This window comes from Pseudomonas sp. D1HM, from assembly GCF_019266105.1.
GTDB lineage: Bacteria > Pseudomonadota > Gammaproteobacteria > Pseudomonadales > Pseudomonadaceae > Aquipseudomonas > Aquipseudomonas taetrolens.
This window is the reverse complement of sequence record NZ_LRMN01000002.1, coordinates 87,833-101,730: the sequence shown is the minus strand read 5'-3', so window position 1 is coordinate 101,730 and position 13,898 is coordinate 87,833. Positions and strand designations below refer to the sequence as shown.

Sequence of the window (13,898 nt, the reverse complement as noted above, 5' to 3'; positions counted from 1 at the left end):
GCGCCCAAGTGTTACATGCAGGTGCAGGCTACTCCATTAGTCGACTGACAGGCGTCTTCAGTCACGGCAGTCGCGCTTTTGATTGCTGGAGGACGGGGGGAAGCAGAAGGGGGGATTCAGCACTGCGCCCTTGGGGGAGCACGCGTAGACAGGACATGGGTGGCGCACCTCAGGGTGCGCCACGCTCATGGTTACTGCGCGGCAGGCGCCGGCGCCGCTTCTCGTTGCCACAGGGCGTAGTTCACCCCCCCGGCTTTTTGTTCGCGGTGCAGGCGCCAGTTGGCTGGCAGACCCAGTTCCGAAGGGCGGCGTTCGCTTTCGGTGTAGACCCAGGCCTCATCTGCCAGCCAGCCATTCTGTTCCAGCAAATCACAGGCAGGCTTGAGCAGATCCAGGTTGAACGGCGGATCGAGGAACACCACGTCAAAGACTTCCGTTGGCGCGGTAGCCAGGTAGTTCAGGGCGTTGGTCTGCTGCACTTCACCCGTGGTGCAACGCAAGGTGCCCATGTGCTCGCGCAGGCTGGAGATCGCGTCGCGGTTGCTGTCCAGGGCTACGCCCTTGGCGGCGCCACGTGACAAGGCCTCGAGGAACAGCGCACCGCTGCCGGTGAAGACGTCCAGTACCTTGGCCCCGCCGATGTACGGCGCCAGCCAGTTGAACAGGGTTTCACGCACGCGGTCCGGCGTTGGACGCAGGCCCTCGGCGTTGGGGAAACTCAGCTTGCGGCTGCCCCATTCGCCACCAATGATGCGCAATTGGCCTGCGCCAGTGTGCGATGTGTATTTTTGCTTTGCCATTAATGCTCCGGAACCCCAAGAGGTTGCTCTGAAGGTTTATCGGTTGGAGGTGGCAGTGGTTTTTGCGGCACGGTTGGGCCAGCGGTCACTACGACCATTTTGTCGGCGCTCAGGTGCTTGTTCATGGCGTCCTTGACCTGCTCGATGGTCAGGTCCTGGGACTGCTGCATGAAGGTTTCCAGATAGTCCAAAGGCAAATCGTAGAAGCCCATTGCGCCCAGTTGGCCGACGATGGCTGCGTTACTGGCAGTCGACAGCGGAAAGCTGCCCGCCAGTTCACGCTTGGCATCGTCGAGTTCTTTTTGCGTCGGACCATTTTTCAGGTAGTCAGCCAAAATGTCTTGCACCAGTTTGAGGGTTCCTTCACTCAATTCGGCACGGGTTTGCAGGTTGATCAGGAACGGGCCACGCGCTTGCATCGGGCTGAAGTTGGAGTACACGCCGTAGGTCAGGCCACGTTTTTCACGGACTTCGGTCATCAAGCGCGTACCAAAACCACCGCCTCCCAGGATCTGATTGCCCAGCGACAGGGCCGCGTAATCGGGGTCGTCCCGATCAATGCCCAGTTGGGCCAGCAGCAAATGGGTTTGCTTGGACGGGAATTCGATGTGATGGGCGCCTGCCTTCGGGTCAACCGGTTGCACTGCCTTGGCCACTGCCGGGCCTTTTGGCAGCGCGGCTGAGACCTGGGCCGCTATGGACTCGGCTTCGGCGCGGGACAAGTCCCCGACGATGGCAATGACGGCGTTGCCAGCGGTGTAGGCTTTGTTGTGAAAGGCCTTGAGCTGGTCGATGGTGACCGAGGTGATGCTTTGAGCCGTGCCGTCGCTGGCGTGGGCGTACGGGTGGTTGCCGTACAGGCGTTCGAACAGTTCGTTACTGGCCAGTTTGCCGGGGTTCTGTTTTTGGAACTCAAGGCTGGCCAGCATCTGGTTTTTGATCCGTGCCAACGAGTCGGCCGGGAACGCAGGCTTGCCCACGACTTCAGCAAACAGGTTGAGCGCAGGTGTGCGCTTGTCGACGTCGCTCAGGCTGCGCAAAGAGGCAACAGCCATGTCGCGATAAGCACCGTTGCTGAATTCTGCCCCCAACCCTTCAAAACCCTGGGCGATGTCGCCGACATCCTTGCCCGCCACACCTTCGTTGAGCATGGCGTTGGTCAGCAGCGCCAGCCCCGGTGTGTTGTCGTCCTGGCTGCTGCCGGCCGCGAAGGTCAGGCGCAGATCGAACATGGGCAATTGCCGGGCTTCAACGAACAGCACCCTGGAGCCTTCGGCGGTTTTCCAGGTTTGAACGTTTAGCGCCCGATGGCTGGGGGCCTTGCCGTCGAGCTCTGCCAGGGATTCGAGCTTGCGCTCGGCCTTGGCGCTCTCCAGAGCGGGGCTGGCCACCGTCTCGACAGGATTGGCGAAATAGTAGCCGAGTGCACCGACCAGTACGGCGGCGCTCAGACCGAGCAGGGCGTAGCGGGGACCTTTACGCTCACTCATGGGTTTTCTCCTCGGGCAATACATGCGCAACGCTGAGGCGGTCGCGAGTGAAGTAAGTACGGGCGGCTTGCTGGATATCGGCAGGAGTGACCTTCTGCAGGTCGTCCAGCTCGGTGTCCATCAGTTTCCAGGACAGGCCGACGGTTTCCAGCTGGCCGATCGAAGTGGCCTGGCTGGTGATCGAGTCGCGCTCGTAGACCAGACCGGCAATCACTTGAGCGCGGACGCGTTCCAGCTCTTCTGCGGAGGGAGGGGTCTTTTTCAGCTCATCGAGCAAACGCCACAGACCGGCTTCAGTCTGGGCCAGGGTGACTTTTTTCTGGCTGTTGGGCATTGCCGAAAGCATGAACAGGCTGTCGCCACGGGTAAATGCGTTGTAGTCGGATGAGGCTCCGGATACCAGCTCTTCGCCGCGCTCCAGCTGTGTCGGCATGCGTGCGCTGTAACCACCGTCCAGCAGGGCTGAAATCAGACGCAGGGCGTTGGCCGTGACCGGATCTTTGGCGGTTGCAATGCTGGGTACGTTAAAGCCCAGCATCAGGCTCGGCAGTTGGGTCTGGACATGGATCTTGAGCAGGCGCTCGCCAGGTGTTGCCAGCTCCAGAGGGGCTTTGGCAATCGGTACCTCACGCTTGGGCACGGGGCCGAAGTAACGTGTGGCCAGGGCTTTGACTTCATCCGGGGTCACGTCGCCCACCACCACCAGCGTGGCGTTATTGGGGGCGTACCACTCTTCGTACCAGGCGCGCAGTTCGCCAACGCTCATGCGGTCCAGGTCAACCATCCAGCCGATGGTCGGCGTGTGATAACCACTGGACGGGTAGGCCATGGCGCTGAACAATTCAAAAGCCTTGCTCATCGGTTGGTCATCGGTGCGCAGGCGACGCTCTTCCTTGATGACTTCGATCTCGCGCTTGAACTCTTCAGGGGGCAGGCGAAGGCTGCCCATGCGGTCGGCTTCAAGTTCGAAGGCCACGGGCAGGCGGTCGCGTGCCAGTACCTGGTAATAGGCGGTGTAGTCATCGCTGGTGAACGCGTTTTCCTGAGCGCCGAGATCGCGCAGGATCAACGAGGCCTCACCGGGGCCGACTTTGTTACTGCCCTTGAACATCATGTGTTCAAGGGCATGGGACAAACCGGTCTTGCCGGGAGTCTCATAACTTGAGCCGACTTTGTACCAGACCTGAGAAACCACGACAGGCGCACGGTGGTCTTCGCGCACGATGACTTTAAGGCCATTGTCCAGGCGGAACTCATGGGTAGGCTGTGGTTCGGCCGCGAGGACCGAAAATGGAAGGAAAACTGTGCTGAGCAACAGGCCAGCAGCGCGGCGGGCTAGAGCATTCATTCGTTTTTAAACCTGTTGGGCTGCCCGCTTGGCCTTAGCGTCGGCGGGTGAGGAGGTGCTAGGATACTGATCCGTTTTACTGGCGGCCACGCCTATCAGGCTTCTGACGATCAGACAACGTTTGGTCGGGCAGTATAGGAGCCCGTTGTGAAGTGTGGACATATCCCGGTAAATTTCGCTTTTTTGCCGATTTTTCCGTCTTGGATCCGAGTTAAGACGAAGTTTCAGAGGTGTTTTTTACCCTCTGAATTAAGTTGCGTGCGAACAAGCTGACAAAAAAACAGTCTTTTTCACACTGAATATTATTTGTCGGGGCGCCACAGTGGCGCGTCGCTACCATGAGATAGCCGTCCTCCATGTTTGGTTCCAACGACGACAAGAAGAACCCAGCTGCTGCTGGCGAGAAAAAAGGCCTGTTCGGATGGCTGCGCAGAAAGCCGCAGGAAACCGTCGTCGAACAGCCCGCGCCTGCACCCGAAATCGCCCCGGAGCCGTTGATCGAAGCCGCCCCGGTGGTCATTGAGCCAACCCCTGAAGAGGTTGTGGTCGCAGCGCCTGCCGAAGCACCTCAGGTCACCGCGCAACCTGCGCCATGGCCGCCCTTGCCGGTCCCGGAAGAACCGGTCGCACTGGTTGAAGACGTGCAGGCGCCGCACTTCGTGCCGCCGATCCCACCCATGGTCGAGGTTGCCACTGTCCCGGTGGTCGCTGTCGAACCTGTGGTTGAAGTGCTGGAAGTGGTCGAAACTTTTGTTGAGCCAGAGCCAGAGCCAGAGCCAGAGCCAGAGCCAGAGCCAGAACCAGAACCAGAACCGCAAGCCGTTGCCGTTGTGGAACCTGTTGTGGCACCGGCTCCTGCCCCTGAGGTCAAAACCGGTTTCTTTGCCCGTCTCAAGCAAGGCCTGTCCAAAACCAGCGCCAGCATTGGCGAAGGCATGGCCAGCCTGTTTCTGGGCAAAAAGATCATCGATGACGACCTGCTCGACGAAATCGAAACCCGTCTGCTGACTGCTGACGTGGGCGTTGAAGCCACTTCGGTGATCATCAAGAACCTGACGCAAAAAGTTGCGCGCAAGCAACTGACCGATGCGGATGCCTTGTACAAATCCCTGCAGGCCGAGCTGGCTGCCATGCTCAAACCGGTTGAGCAGCCGCTGAAAATCGACGCGCAGAACAAGCCGTTCGTGATCCTGGTCGTGGGCGTCAATGGTGCAGGCAAAACCACCACCATCGGCAAACTGGCGAAGAAACTGCAGCTTGAAGGCAAGAAAGTCATGCTTGCCGCGGGGGATACATTCCGCGCTGCAGCCGTTGAACAGCTGCAGGTGTGGGGCGAGCGCAACAATATTCCGGTCATTGCCCAGCATACGGGCGCGGATTCGGCCTCGGTGATCTTTGACGCGGTACAGGCGGCCAAGGCCCGTGGCATTGATGTGTTGATCGCGGATACCGCAGGTCGCCTGCACACCAAAGACAACCTGATGGAAGAGCTGAAAAAAGTCAGCCGTGTGATGGGCAAGCTCGATGAAGCCGCTCCGCACGAAGTATTGCTGGTGCTCGATGCAGGTACCGGCCAGAACGCAATCAGCCAGACCAAGCAATTCAATCAAACCGTCCCTCTTTCCGGGCTGGCGCTGACTAAGCTGGACGGTACGGCCAAAGGCGGTGTGATTTTCGCCCTGGCCAAGCAGTTCAATATTCCGATCCGTTTTATCGGTGTCGGTGAAGGCATTGATGACTTGCGTGATTTTGAGTCCGAACCTTTTGTCCAGGCTCTTTTTGCGGAGCGGGAGCGTCCATGATTCGTTTCGAGCAGGTCGGTAAACGCTATCCAAATGGACACGTGGGCCTGCACGAGCTGAGCTTTCGGGTTCGTCGGGGCGAGTTCCTTTTTGTCACCGGTCACTCTGGCGCGGGTAAAAGCACCCTGCTGAGGCTACTGCTGGCAATGGAGCGCCCAACCACCGGCAAGTTGTTGCTGGCTGGTCAGGACCTGGGGCAGATCAGTAACGCGCAGATCCCATTCTTGCGTCGCCAGATCGGCGTGGTGTTCCAGAACCACCAGCTGTTGTTTGATCGTACGGTGTTTAACAACGTCGCCTTGCCGCTGCAGATTCTTGGCCTGTCCAAGGCTGAAATCATCAAGCGTGTCGATTCGGCGCTGGAGCGTGTGGCGTTGTCGGACAAAACCGATCTGTACCCCGGCGACTTGTCCACAGGCCAGCAACAACGTGTCGGTATTGCCCGGGCCATCGTTCATCGTCCAGCCTTGTTGCTGGCCGATGAACCTACCGGCAACCTCGATCCTCGTCTGGCGGCTGAAATCATGGGCGTATTTGAAGACATCAATCGGTTGGGCACCAGCGTTCTGATTGCCAGCCATGACCTGGCACTGATTGCCCGCATGCGCCATCGCATGCTCACCTTGCAGCGCGGGCGTTTGATCGGCGACGGGGAGGCCGCACAATGAGTGCAGCACGTAGCCCCAAAGTGTCCGAGCGCGTGGCACCCAAAGCCTCCGACCCGCAGCCATCCAGGAAAAAGCAGGATGAAGACGATGGCCCGAGCTTCGGGATGTTGTTCCAAGCCTGGATCGAGGCTCACCGTGCGAGTTTGCTCGACAGTCTGAGGCGCCTCGGCAAACAGCCCATCGGCAGCTTCTTCACGTGCCTGGTGATGGCCGTTGCCTTGAGCCTGCCAATGGGCTTGTCGCTGTTGCTCAACAACGTCGAGCGTCTGGGCGGCTCCTGGCAGCGTGCAGCGCAAATTTCGTTGTATCTGAAACTGGACGCCAGCAGCGATCAGGGCGAGCAACTGAGCAATCAGATCAAAGGTATGGCAGGGGTTGCGGACGCAGAGTTCATCAGCCGTGAAAAAGCCCTTGAGGAGTTCCAGCAGCAGTCAGGGCTGGGCGAAGCGCTCAAGGAGTTGCCCGATAACCCCTTGCCGGGTGTGGTGCTGGTAACCCCCAATGAGGTCGACAAAACTGCCCTCGAAGCCCTTCGCGAACGCCTTGCGGAGTTGCCTAACGTGCAACAGGCGCAACTTGATCTAGTCTGGGTCGAACGTCTGGCGGCGATTTTGAAGCTGGGTGACCGTTTTGTGTTTGGCTTGACGGTGTTGCTGGTGTCAGCTTTGCTGTTGGTTATTGGTAATACGATTCGTTTGCATATTGAAAATCGTCGAATCGAGATTGAAGTCATCAAGCTGGTAGGCGGTACAGACAGCTATGTGCGCAGGCCATTTCTGTATATGGGTGCGCTTTATGGTTTTGGCGCTGGTGTGCTTTCCTGGGGGGTTCTGGCTTTCGGCTTGAACTGGCTCAACGATGCGGTCACGGGACTGGCCGGATTGTATGGCAGCAACTTTGCACTGGCCGGCGTGCCGGTAGCCGATGGTCTGTCTCTCTTGCTTGGCGCGGTGCTGTTAGGGTATATCGGTGCATGGATTGCAGTCGCGCGTCACTTACGTGAGCTTTCGCCTAAGTAGTTTCTTTTCGCCTGTTGACCTTTTCAGCTTTTTAGGGAACTTTTTTTGTGGTTCCCAGTCAACTTTCGCAGTGCTGAACTGCACGAGTTATGTAAGACGGAGGTTTTTTCGTATGACCACTTCTTTGCAACCTGCGTATGCGTTGGTTCCGGGTGCGAACCTGGAGGCCTATGTAAACACGGTGAACAGCATTCCATTGCTGACACCGGAGCAGGAGCGTGAACTGGCCGAGAGTCTCTACTATGAGCAGGATCTTGGGGCGGCTCGGCAGATGGTGCTCGCCCACCTGCGTTTTGTTGTGCACATTGCCCGCAGTTATTCGGGCTATGGCCTGGCTCAGGCAGACCTGATCCAGGAAGGCAATGTTGGCCTGATGAAGGCGGTCAAACGCTTTAACCCTGAAATGGGCGTACGTCTGGTGTCGTTCGCCGTGCATTGGATCAAGGCTGAAATTCACGAGTTTATCCTGCGTAACTGGCGGATCGTGAAAGTGGCCACCACCAAGGCCCAGCGCAAGCTGTTCTTCAACCTGCGCAGCCAGAAAAAACGTTTGGCCTGGCTGAACAACGATGAAGTTCATCGCGTGGCTGAAAGCCTCGGTGTAGAGCCTCGTGAAGTTCGCGAGATGGAAAGCCGGCTCACCGGCCATGACATGGCCTTCGACCCGGCAGCTGAAGCTGACGACGACAGTGCGTTCCAGTCGCCAGCCAACTACTTGGAAGATCACCGGTACGACCCGGCACGCCAACTGGAAGATGCTGACTGGAGCGATAACTCCACCAACAACCTTCACGAAGCGCTGGAAGTGCTGGATGACCGCAGTCGCGACATTCTGTATCAGCGCTGGCTGGCTGAAGAGAAAGCCACGCTGCATGACCTGGCACAGAAGTACAATGTGTCTGCCGAGCGGATTCGTCAGCTGGAAAAAAGCGCGATGAACAAGCTCAAACTGTCGATCGCCGCTTAACCCGGCCCGATAAAAAACGCCCCGATCTGATCGGGGCGTTTTTGTTTGTGCAGGACAAGCTCGTTCCTGCAAATAAGGTAAGGGTTACATACGCGAGGTGTTGAGGGTGTCGAGGTAGCTGTCCCCGCCCAGCTGGCGCATTTGCTGGCTGATCCAGGTTGCGCGGCGACTCACATACGGGCTGGGGTGGCTGGCACTCCAGTTGCGCGGGTTTGGCAGCACGGCTGCCAGGTAGCTGGCCTGACGCCCCGAGAGGTTTTTGGCACTCACGCCAAAGTGATGCTGAGCTGCTGCTTCGGCGCCGAACACCCCGTCATCCCATTCCACGCTGTTGAGGTACACCTCAAGAATCCGCTGCTTGGGCCATAGCACCTCGATGAGTGCGGTGAACCAGGCTTCGAGTCCTTTGCGCAGCCAGCTGCGACCAGACCACAGGAAGAGGTTCTTGGACACTTGCTGGCTGAGGGTACTGGCGCCGCGCAAGGAGCCCCCTTGCTCGTTATGTGCAAACGCTGCGCGAATCGCACTGAAGTCAAAGCCCCAATGTTCAGCGAATTTCTGATCTTCGCCGGCAATGACCGCGACTTTCAGGTCATTGGAGATTTTGTCCCACGGGCGCCAGCTGCGTTGCAGGTCAATGGGCTGGCCATCGAACCACGATTCGACCTTGCGCTCGACCATCAGTGCGGTGCCGGGAGGCGGCACCCAGCGGAAGATCAGTACCAGCAATGCACTGCCCGCAGCGAACCAGAGCAGGGCTTTTAGAAGGCGATGAGCAAGAAAACGCAGCATAGATGGCTTGGCCGAACCCGTTGAGCGCGCCATTATACAGACCCTGTGCCAATCCATGACCCCAGACTGGAGTTCTCTCATGCTGCGTGTTTTTTTGATGCTGGCCGCTTTCTTCGGTTTTACGGGTGTTGCTCTAGGTGCGTTTGCTGCGCATGGCCTTAAAAGTCGATTGAGTGAGCAGTATCTGGCCATTTTTCATACTGGCGTTACCTACCAGTTGGTACACACCCTCGCACTGCTCGGCGTGGCATTGCTGGCGACCCAGCTCCAGAGCCGTCTGGTGACATGGGCAGGTGTTTGCTTCGCAGTGGGCATTGTGCTGTTTTCCGGCAGTTTGTACGTGTTGACGATGACCGGCATCGGCAAGCTGGGGATCATTACACCTTTCGGCGGAGCGGCCTTTTTGGCCGGCTGGCTGTGTCTGGGGCTGGCCGCCTGGCGCTTGAACTGAGCCCGCAAGATGAATGGCTTGGGTCGACCTGACTGATCGGGCTAGAATGCTGACCCCTAAAAATGAAGGCAGCGTCGCGCATGCTCATTCAGTTGAACGGTGAATCCTTTGAACTGCCAGACGGCGAGACCGTCGCGGCCTTGCTTGTCCGCCAGCAACTGACCGGTCGCCGGGTGGCAGTCGAACTTAATCTGGATATCGTCCCGCGCAGTCAACATGCCGAGACGGTGCTCAAGGATGGCGATCAGGTTGAAGTGGTGCATGCCATCGGTGGTGGCTAGGCACTCGCTCCCTGTATCAACCCGTCCCACTGTGCCCACAATCAAAGAGGATTCCCGATGAGCAATGTTCGCAGCGACAAGCCGTTCACCCTTGCCGGCCGTACCTATCAGTCGCGCCTGCTGGTGGGGACTGGCAAGTACCGTGATCTTGAAGAAACCCGCCTCGCCATCGAGGCGTCGGGTGCTGAAATCGTCACTGTTGCCGTGCGCCGTACCAATATCGGTCAGAACCCTGGCGAGCCGAACCTGCTCGACGTGTTGCCGCCGGACCGTTACACCATCCTGCCGAACACGGCCGGATGCTACGACGCCGTTGAAGCGGTACGTACCTGCCGCCTGGCTCGTGAGCTGCTCGATGGTCACAACCTGGTCAAGCTGGAAGTACTGGCAGACCAGAAAACCCTGTTTCCCAATGTCATTGAAACCCTCAAGGCCGCCGAGATTCTGGTCAAGGACGGGTTCGATGTCATGGTGTACACCAGCGATGATCCGATCATTGCCCGCGAGCTTGAAGCCATGGGCTGCATCGCGGTCATGCCGCTGGCCGGCCTGATCGGTACCGGGCTGGGGATCTGCAATCCCTACAACCTGCGGATCATTCTGGAAGAAGCCAAGATTCCGGTGTTGGTCGATGCTGGCGTGGGCACTGCCTCTGACGCCACCATCGCCATGGAAATGGGCTGCGAAGCGGTGTTGATGAACTCTGCGATCGCTAATGCCCAGCACCCGATCATCATGGCCGAAGCCATGAAACACGCCATTGTGGCGGGCCGTCTGGCGTATCTGGCCGGGCGCATGCCGAAAAAACTCTATGCCAGCGCCTCTTCGCCGCTGGATGGTCTGATCAAGTAAGAGCCACTGATGACTGAATCACTAGACACCCCAACCCCGGAAGAAGGCGAAGATCGCCAGCACCGTCGCATCAAGAGTTTTGTGATGCGCGCCGGGCGCATGACCGAAGGCCAGCAACGCGGCCTCGATCAAGGCACGCCGCTGTACGTACTGCCGCTGGCTGATGCGCCGGTCGACTTCGACCAGGTGTTCGGCCGCTCTGCGCCACGCACGCTGGAAATCGGCTTTGGCATGGGTCATTCCTTGCTGGAAATGGCCGCCGCTTCGCCTGAGCAGGATTTCATCGGGGTTGAGGTTCACCGTCCGGGTGTTGGCGCGCTACTCAATGGCGTGCTGACCCAGGGCCTGACCAACCTGCGGGTTTACGATTGCGATGCAATTGAAGTCCTGACCCGTTGCGTGGCAGACAACAGCCTCGATCGTCTGTTGCTGTTCTTCCCGGACCCTTGGCACAAGAGCCGTCACCACAAGCGCCGGATCGTACAGGCCTCTTTCGCTGAGCTGGTACGCTCCAAGCTCAAGACCGGTGGTGTATTGCACATGGCCACCGACTGGGAACCGTATGCTGAATACATGCTGGAAGTGATGAACGTCGCTCCGGGCTACCGCAATTTGGCCGAAGACGGCCTGTGCGTACCCCGGCCACCCGAGCGGCCAATCACCAAGTTCGAACGCCGTGGCGAACGTCTTGGGCATGGCGTGTGGGATCTGAAGTTCGAAAAACTGGCGTAAGCGGTTTTTTCGATCAGATGTCTGTAGGAGCGGGCTTGCTCGCGATTGGATCGCTGCGGTGTTTCAGGTGAACCGTATCGATTGGATCGCGAGCAAGCTCGCTCCTGCTGGTTTAAAGATTCAGCGCCGGTCAGCCACGACCCCGATCAACACCAGCACGACCAGCAGCACCGGCGCGAGGCTGTAGTTGTTGAACTGGCTCAGGCCGCGTTCAATCCAGGGCGTGGCGTAGATCAGGGCGGCACCGCTGCCGATCAGGCAGAGCAGGGCCATCAGGGGGACGCGCAAGGCGCCGGCAATGCTGCCCAGGCGTTGTTCGACCCAACCTTTGAAGTCTGCCCCAAACAGCACCAGCACGCAGCCGATGAGCGCCAGAGAGATCTCTGAGAGATGGCTGCGGCTCCAGCGCGAGACGGTGGCGAGCAGGTCGAGTACCAAGTCCATTCGATTTCCTTAGGTCAAAAAGTGCTGCAGCAAGTCGTTGAGAAACAGCTGGCCTCTGGCAGTCGCCGCCAGACGTGACGGTTCGACCTGCAATAAGCCGCTTTGTTCGGCAGCCTTGCGGCCAATGCTCAGGCTGTCGAGGGGCAGTCCGGTGCGCAGTGGGTAGAGTGCCGAATCGACGCCCTCAGTCAGGCGCAAGGCGTTCATTAGAAACTCAAAGGGTAGCTCTTCTGCTGTCAGTGTTTTCTCGCCAGCCTGGAAGTTTTTCGCTGGATTCAAGTAGTCCTTCGGCAGACGGGTTTTCCAGGTGCGCACGATACGACCATCAGGGTGGCTCAATTTGCCGTGGGCGCCAGCACCGATACCGATAAAGTCGCCAAAGCTCCAGTAGTTGAGGTTGTGCCGTGCCGGGCGCCCCGGTTGGGCATAAGCCGATACTTCGTACTGGGCGTAGCCATGTTCGGCGAGCAGCGCCTGGCCGGCCTCCTGAATGTCCCACAGGGTGTCATCTTCGGGGAGGACCGGAGGCTGGTTCCAGAACACGGTGTTGGGTTCCAGCGTCAACTGGTACCACGACAGGTGCGTTGGCTTCAGGGCAATGGCCTGGCGCAGATCGCTCAGGGCATCGTCCAGCGACTGATCGGGCAAGCCGTGCATCAAGTCCAGGTTGAAGTTGTCAAAGCCCGCCTGGCGCGCCATGTCGGCTGCACGTATGGCTTCGTCTCCGTTGTGGATGCGACCCAGTGCTTCGAGCTTGGCTTGCTGAAAGCTCTGGATGCCAATCGACAGCCGATTGATCCCCAGTGCCCGATAAGCCACGAACTTTTCCTGCTCGAACGTGCCCGGGTTGGCCTCCAGCGTGATTTCGATATCGCTGGCAAACGGGATACGTGCTTCAACGCCTTTTAGCAGGCGCCCCAGGGATTTGGCACTGAACAGGCTGGGCGTTCCGCCGCCGAAGAATATCGAGCTCAGTTCGCGGCCATAGACTGCGTGCAGGTCCTGGTCGAGGTCGGCCAGCAGCGCGTCGACGTACTCGTCTTCAGGCAGCACCGGGCTGGCAGTGTGGGAGTTGAAGTCGCAATACGGACATTTGCGCACGCACCACGGGATATGGATATACAGCGACAGCGGCGGCAGTTGCGTCAACGGTGCCCGGGGCGCCTGCTGAGTAAAGCCGGCCGCGCCGAGGTAGAGCGGTTGGGGCGGTGTGTCGTGGGTCATTTCAGGCCCAGGCGCTGGCGCAGCAAGACCATGGCGCGGGCGCGGTGGCTTAGCTGGTTTTTTTCGCTGGGACTCAGCTCGGCGCTGGAGCAGTTGCGCTCGGGTACCCAGAACAGGGGGTCGTAACCAAAGCCGTGCTCGCCGCTGGCCTCTGTCAGGATGCGGCCGTGCCACAGGCCTTCACAGATGATCGGCAGCGGATCATCCGCATGGCGAACCAGTGCCAGCACACACACAAACTGCGCGCCGCGCTCGGCTTGCGGCACGTCTTTCAAGGCATCGAGCAGTTTGGAGTTGTTCGCGGCATCGCCCTTGCCGTCGGCGTAGCGTGCCGAGTAAATGCCAGGCGCGCCGCCCAGGAAATCCACCGCCAGCCCCGAGTCATCGGCCAGTGCCGGCAGCCCGGAAAGGCGCGCCGCATTGCGGGCCTTGAGAATCGCGTTTTCAACGAACGACAAACCGGTTTCATCCGGTTCGACGTTGCTGAACTCACCAATCGAGCGCAACTGCACCGACTCGCCGAGCATGGCCTGAAGTTCTTTGAGTTTGCCGGCGTTGTGGCTAGCCAGTACCAGTTGCGTAAGGTTCATCATTCGATGGGAGCGACCATTTGAGAAAATTGGATGGTTTCAGACGTTGCACCGCCTGCCTTCACATCGACCTTGAAGGTGAAGGTTTGCGGCCCTGCCAGCGGGAACTGGGCCAGATAGTTGATCTCGCCGCCGGTACCAACCTGACGGAAGGTCAGCGGCGCCGGCTTGGCATCGCCACTCTGTACCGTGCCCTGAACATTGGCCGGGATGTTTTTGGCATTTTTGTTGATGGTGATATTCAACACGCCATTGGTTTTGCTGCGGGAGATTTCAAACTGGTTGGCGATCTCGGGCGTCAGGAACGTTGACGGGAACGCGTTGTAGTACACCGTTGTATCGCCAAATGTCTGCTGACGCTGTACAGCGCTGGCGTCGGCAGCGATAGCGTGTGCACCGAAGCACATTGATAACAGCAGTAATCCAATACGACCCATT

16 protein-coding genes are annotated in these 13,898 nt (G+C 58.9%); 8 read left to right on the top strand and 8 right to left on the bottom strand.

What is annotated here, in order from left to right; all coding sequences use genetic code 11:
• Positions 1-191: 191 nt before the first annotated feature.
• From rsmD to AWM69_RS01370, 3 genes are read right to left on the bottom strand one after another with little or no spacing between them, the layout of a single operon-like run.
• A complete protein-coding gene (gene rsmD / locus AWM69_RS01380) occupies positions 192-800 on the bottom strand; it encodes a 16S rRNA (guanine(966)-N(2))-methyltransferase RsmD (RefSeq protein WP_131653441.1) in 609 nt (202 codons plus the stop codon).
• Positions 800-2,290 carry a pitrilysin family protein gene (locus tag AWM69_RS01375; RefSeq protein ID WP_131653440.1) on the bottom strand — a complete coding sequence of 497 codons (1,491 nt, stop codon included), beginning with the start codon at positions 2,288-2,290 and terminating at the stop codon, positions 800-802. Before AWM69_RS01375 ends, rsmD begins: the two co-directional genes overlap by 1 nt.
• Complete coding sequence (locus tag AWM69_RS01370) at positions 2,283-3,638, bottom strand: pitrilysin family protein (protein WP_131653439.1); 1,356 nt, start codon at positions 3,636-3,638, stop codon at positions 2,283-2,285. The genes AWM69_RS01375 and AWM69_RS01370 overlap by 8 nt, the downstream gene beginning before the upstream one ends.
• Positions 3,639-3,994: 356 nt before the next feature.
• Between AWM69_RS01370 and ftsY the strand changes: the two genes are divergently transcribed.
• The 4 genes from ftsY to rpoH all read left to right on the top strand — a co-directional run bounded on the left by ftsY (position 3,995) and on the right by rpoH (position 8,094).
• The gene (gene ftsY, locus AWM69_RS01365; protein ID WP_218725603.1) at positions 3,995-5,440 is read left to right on the top strand and encodes a signal recognition particle-docking protein FtsY; all 1,446 of its coding nucleotides are present in this window, start codon (positions 3,995-3,997) and stop codon (positions 5,438-5,440) included.
• On the top strand, positions 5,437-6,108 hold the full coding sequence (ftsE, locus tag AWM69_RS01360) for a cell division ATP-binding protein FtsE (protein WP_048381043.1): 672 nt from the start codon (positions 5,437-5,439) through the stop codon (positions 6,106-6,108). Before ftsY ends, ftsE begins: the two co-directional genes overlap by 4 nt.
• Positions 6,105-7,127 (top strand): permease-like cell division protein FtsX, encoded by a 1,023-nt coding sequence (gene ftsX / locus AWM69_RS01355; RefSeq protein ID WP_131653437.1) that lies wholly within the window; start codon positions 6,105-6,107, stop codon positions 7,125-7,127. Before ftsE ends, ftsX begins: the two co-directional genes overlap by 4 nt.
• Before the next feature lie 112 nt (positions 7,128-7,239).
• Complete coding sequence (gene rpoH, locus AWM69_RS01350; RefSeq protein WP_048381039.1) at positions 7,240-8,094, top strand: RNA polymerase sigma factor RpoH; 855 nt, start codon at positions 7,240-7,242, stop codon at positions 8,092-8,094.
• Between the two features lie 84 nt (positions 8,095-8,178).
• Here rpoH and mtgA read toward each other — a convergent pair whose 3' ends face one another.
• Positions 8,179-8,886: a monofunctional biosynthetic peptidoglycan transglycosylase gene (mtgA, locus tag AWM69_RS01345; RefSeq protein WP_131653521.1), complete on the bottom strand. Its 708-nt coding sequence runs from the start codon at positions 8,884-8,886 to the stop codon at positions 8,179-8,181.
• Positions 8,887-8,965: 79 nt separating this feature from the next.
• Between mtgA and AWM69_RS01340 the strand changes: the two genes are divergently transcribed.
• The 4 genes from AWM69_RS01340 (at position 8,966) to trmB (ending at position 11,202) form a co-directional block, all read left to right on the top strand.
• Positions 8,966-9,337 carry a DUF423 domain-containing protein gene (locus AWM69_RS01340; protein ID WP_218725602.1) on the top strand — a complete coding sequence of 124 codons (372 nt, stop codon included), beginning with the start codon at positions 8,966-8,968 and terminating at the stop codon, positions 9,335-9,337.
• A gap of 80 nt (positions 9,338-9,417) precedes the next feature.
• Positions 9,418-9,618: a sulfur carrier protein ThiS gene (gene thiS / locus AWM69_RS01335; RefSeq protein ID WP_048381033.1), complete on the top strand. Its 201-nt coding sequence runs from the start codon at positions 9,418-9,420 to the stop codon at positions 9,616-9,618.
• A gap of 57 nt (positions 9,619-9,675) precedes the next feature.
• Positions 9,676-10,470, top strand: a complete 795-nt coding sequence (locus AWM69_RS01330; protein ID WP_218725601.1) for a thiazole synthase — start codon at positions 9,676-9,678, stop codon at positions 10,468-10,470.
• 9 nt (positions 10,471-10,479) lie between these two features.
• The gene (trmB, locus tag AWM69_RS01325) at positions 10,480-11,202 is read left to right on the top strand and encodes a tRNA (guanosine(46)-N7)-methyltransferase TrmB (RefSeq protein ID WP_218725600.1); all 723 of its coding nucleotides are present in this window, start codon (positions 10,480-10,482) and stop codon (positions 11,200-11,202) included.
• 120 nt (positions 11,203-11,322) lie between these two features.
• On the opposite strand, the gene AWM69_RS01320 is transcribed toward trmB, so the two are convergent.
• The 4 genes from AWM69_RS01320 to AWM69_RS01305 are packed head-to-tail and all read right to left on the bottom strand — an operon-like array spanning position 11,323 to position 13,897.
• Positions 11,323-11,646 (bottom strand): DUF3392 domain-containing protein, encoded by a 324-nt coding sequence (locus AWM69_RS01320; protein ID WP_218725599.1) that lies wholly within the window; start codon positions 11,644-11,646, stop codon positions 11,323-11,325.
• Between the two features lie 9 nt (positions 11,647-11,655).
• The gene (hemW, locus tag AWM69_RS01315) at positions 11,656-12,870 is read right to left on the bottom strand and encodes a radical SAM family heme chaperone HemW (protein ID WP_256930135.1); all 1,215 of its coding nucleotides are present in this window, start codon (positions 12,868-12,870) and stop codon (positions 11,656-11,658) included.
• On the bottom strand, positions 12,867-13,463 hold the full coding sequence (rdgB, locus tag AWM69_RS01310; RefSeq protein WP_218725598.1) for an RdgB/HAM1 family non-canonical purine NTP pyrophosphatase: 597 nt from the start codon (positions 13,461-13,463) through the stop codon (positions 12,867-12,869). The genes hemW and rdgB overlap by 4 nt, the downstream gene beginning before the upstream one ends.
• The gene (locus AWM69_RS01305) at positions 13,460-13,897 is read right to left on the bottom strand and encodes a DUF4426 domain-containing protein (protein ID WP_218725597.1); all 438 of its coding nucleotides are present in this window, start codon (positions 13,895-13,897) and stop codon (positions 13,460-13,462) included. Before AWM69_RS01305 ends, rdgB begins: the two co-directional genes overlap by 4 nt.
• Position 13,898 lies beyond the last annotated feature (1 nt).

What these genes read in the sequence shown, in the direction of transcription:
- rsmD (WP_131653441.1), bottom strand. Translation starts at nt 800, where the DNA reads ATGGCAAAGCAAAAATACACATCGCACACTGGCGCAGGCCAATTGCGC.
- AWM69_RS01375 (WP_131653440.1), bottom strand. Translation starts at nt 2,290, where the DNA reads ATGAGTGAGCGTAAAGGTCCCCGCTACGCCCTGCTCGGTCTGAGCGCC.
- AWM69_RS01370 (WP_131653439.1), bottom strand. Translation starts at nt 3,638, where the DNA reads ATGAATGCTCTAGCCCGCCGCGCTGCTGGCCTGTTGCTCAGCACAGTT.
- ftsY (WP_218725603.1), top strand. Translation starts at nt 3,995, where the DNA reads ATGTTTGGTTCCAACGACGACAAGAAGAACCCAGCTGCTGCTGGCGAG.
- ftsE (WP_048381043.1), top strand. Translation starts at nt 5,437, where the DNA reads ATGATTCGTTTCGAGCAGGTCGGTAAACGCTATCCAAATGGACACGTG.
- ftsX (WP_131653437.1), top strand. Translation starts at nt 6,105, where the DNA reads ATGAGTGCAGCACGTAGCCCCAAAGTGTCCGAGCGCGTGGCACCCAAA.
- rpoH (WP_048381039.1), top strand. Translation starts at nt 7,240, where the DNA reads ATGACCACTTCTTTGCAACCTGCGTATGCGTTGGTTCCGGGTGCGAAC.
- mtgA (WP_131653521.1), bottom strand. Translation starts at nt 8,886, where the DNA reads ATGCTGCGTTTTCTTGCTCATCGCCTTCTAAAAGCCCTGCTCTGGTTC.
- AWM69_RS01340 (WP_218725602.1), top strand. Translation starts at nt 8,966, where the DNA reads ATGCTGCGTGTTTTTTTGATGCTGGCCGCTTTCTTCGGTTTTACGGGT.
- thiS (WP_048381033.1), top strand. Translation starts at nt 9,418, where the DNA reads ATGCTCATTCAGTTGAACGGTGAATCCTTTGAACTGCCAGACGGCGAG.
- AWM69_RS01330 (WP_218725601.1), top strand. Translation starts at nt 9,676, where the DNA reads ATGAGCAATGTTCGCAGCGACAAGCCGTTCACCCTTGCCGGCCGTACC.
- trmB (WP_218725600.1), top strand. Translation starts at nt 10,480, where the DNA reads ATGACTGAATCACTAGACACCCCAACCCCGGAAGAAGGCGAAGATCGC.
- AWM69_RS01320 (WP_218725599.1), bottom strand. Translation starts at nt 11,646, where the DNA reads ATGGACTTGGTACTCGACCTGCTCGCCACCGTCTCGCGCTGGAGCCGC.
- hemW (WP_256930135.1), bottom strand. Translation starts at nt 12,870, where the DNA reads ATGACCCACGACACACCGCCCCAACCGCTCTACCTCGGCGCGGCCGGC.
- rdgB (WP_218725598.1), bottom strand. Translation starts at nt 13,463, where the DNA reads ATGATGAACCTTACGCAACTGGTACTGGCTAGCCACAACGCCGGCAAA.
- AWM69_RS01305 (WP_218725597.1), bottom strand. Translation starts at nt 13,897, where the DNA reads ATGGGTCGTATTGGATTACTGCTGTTATCAATGTGCTTCGGTGCACAC.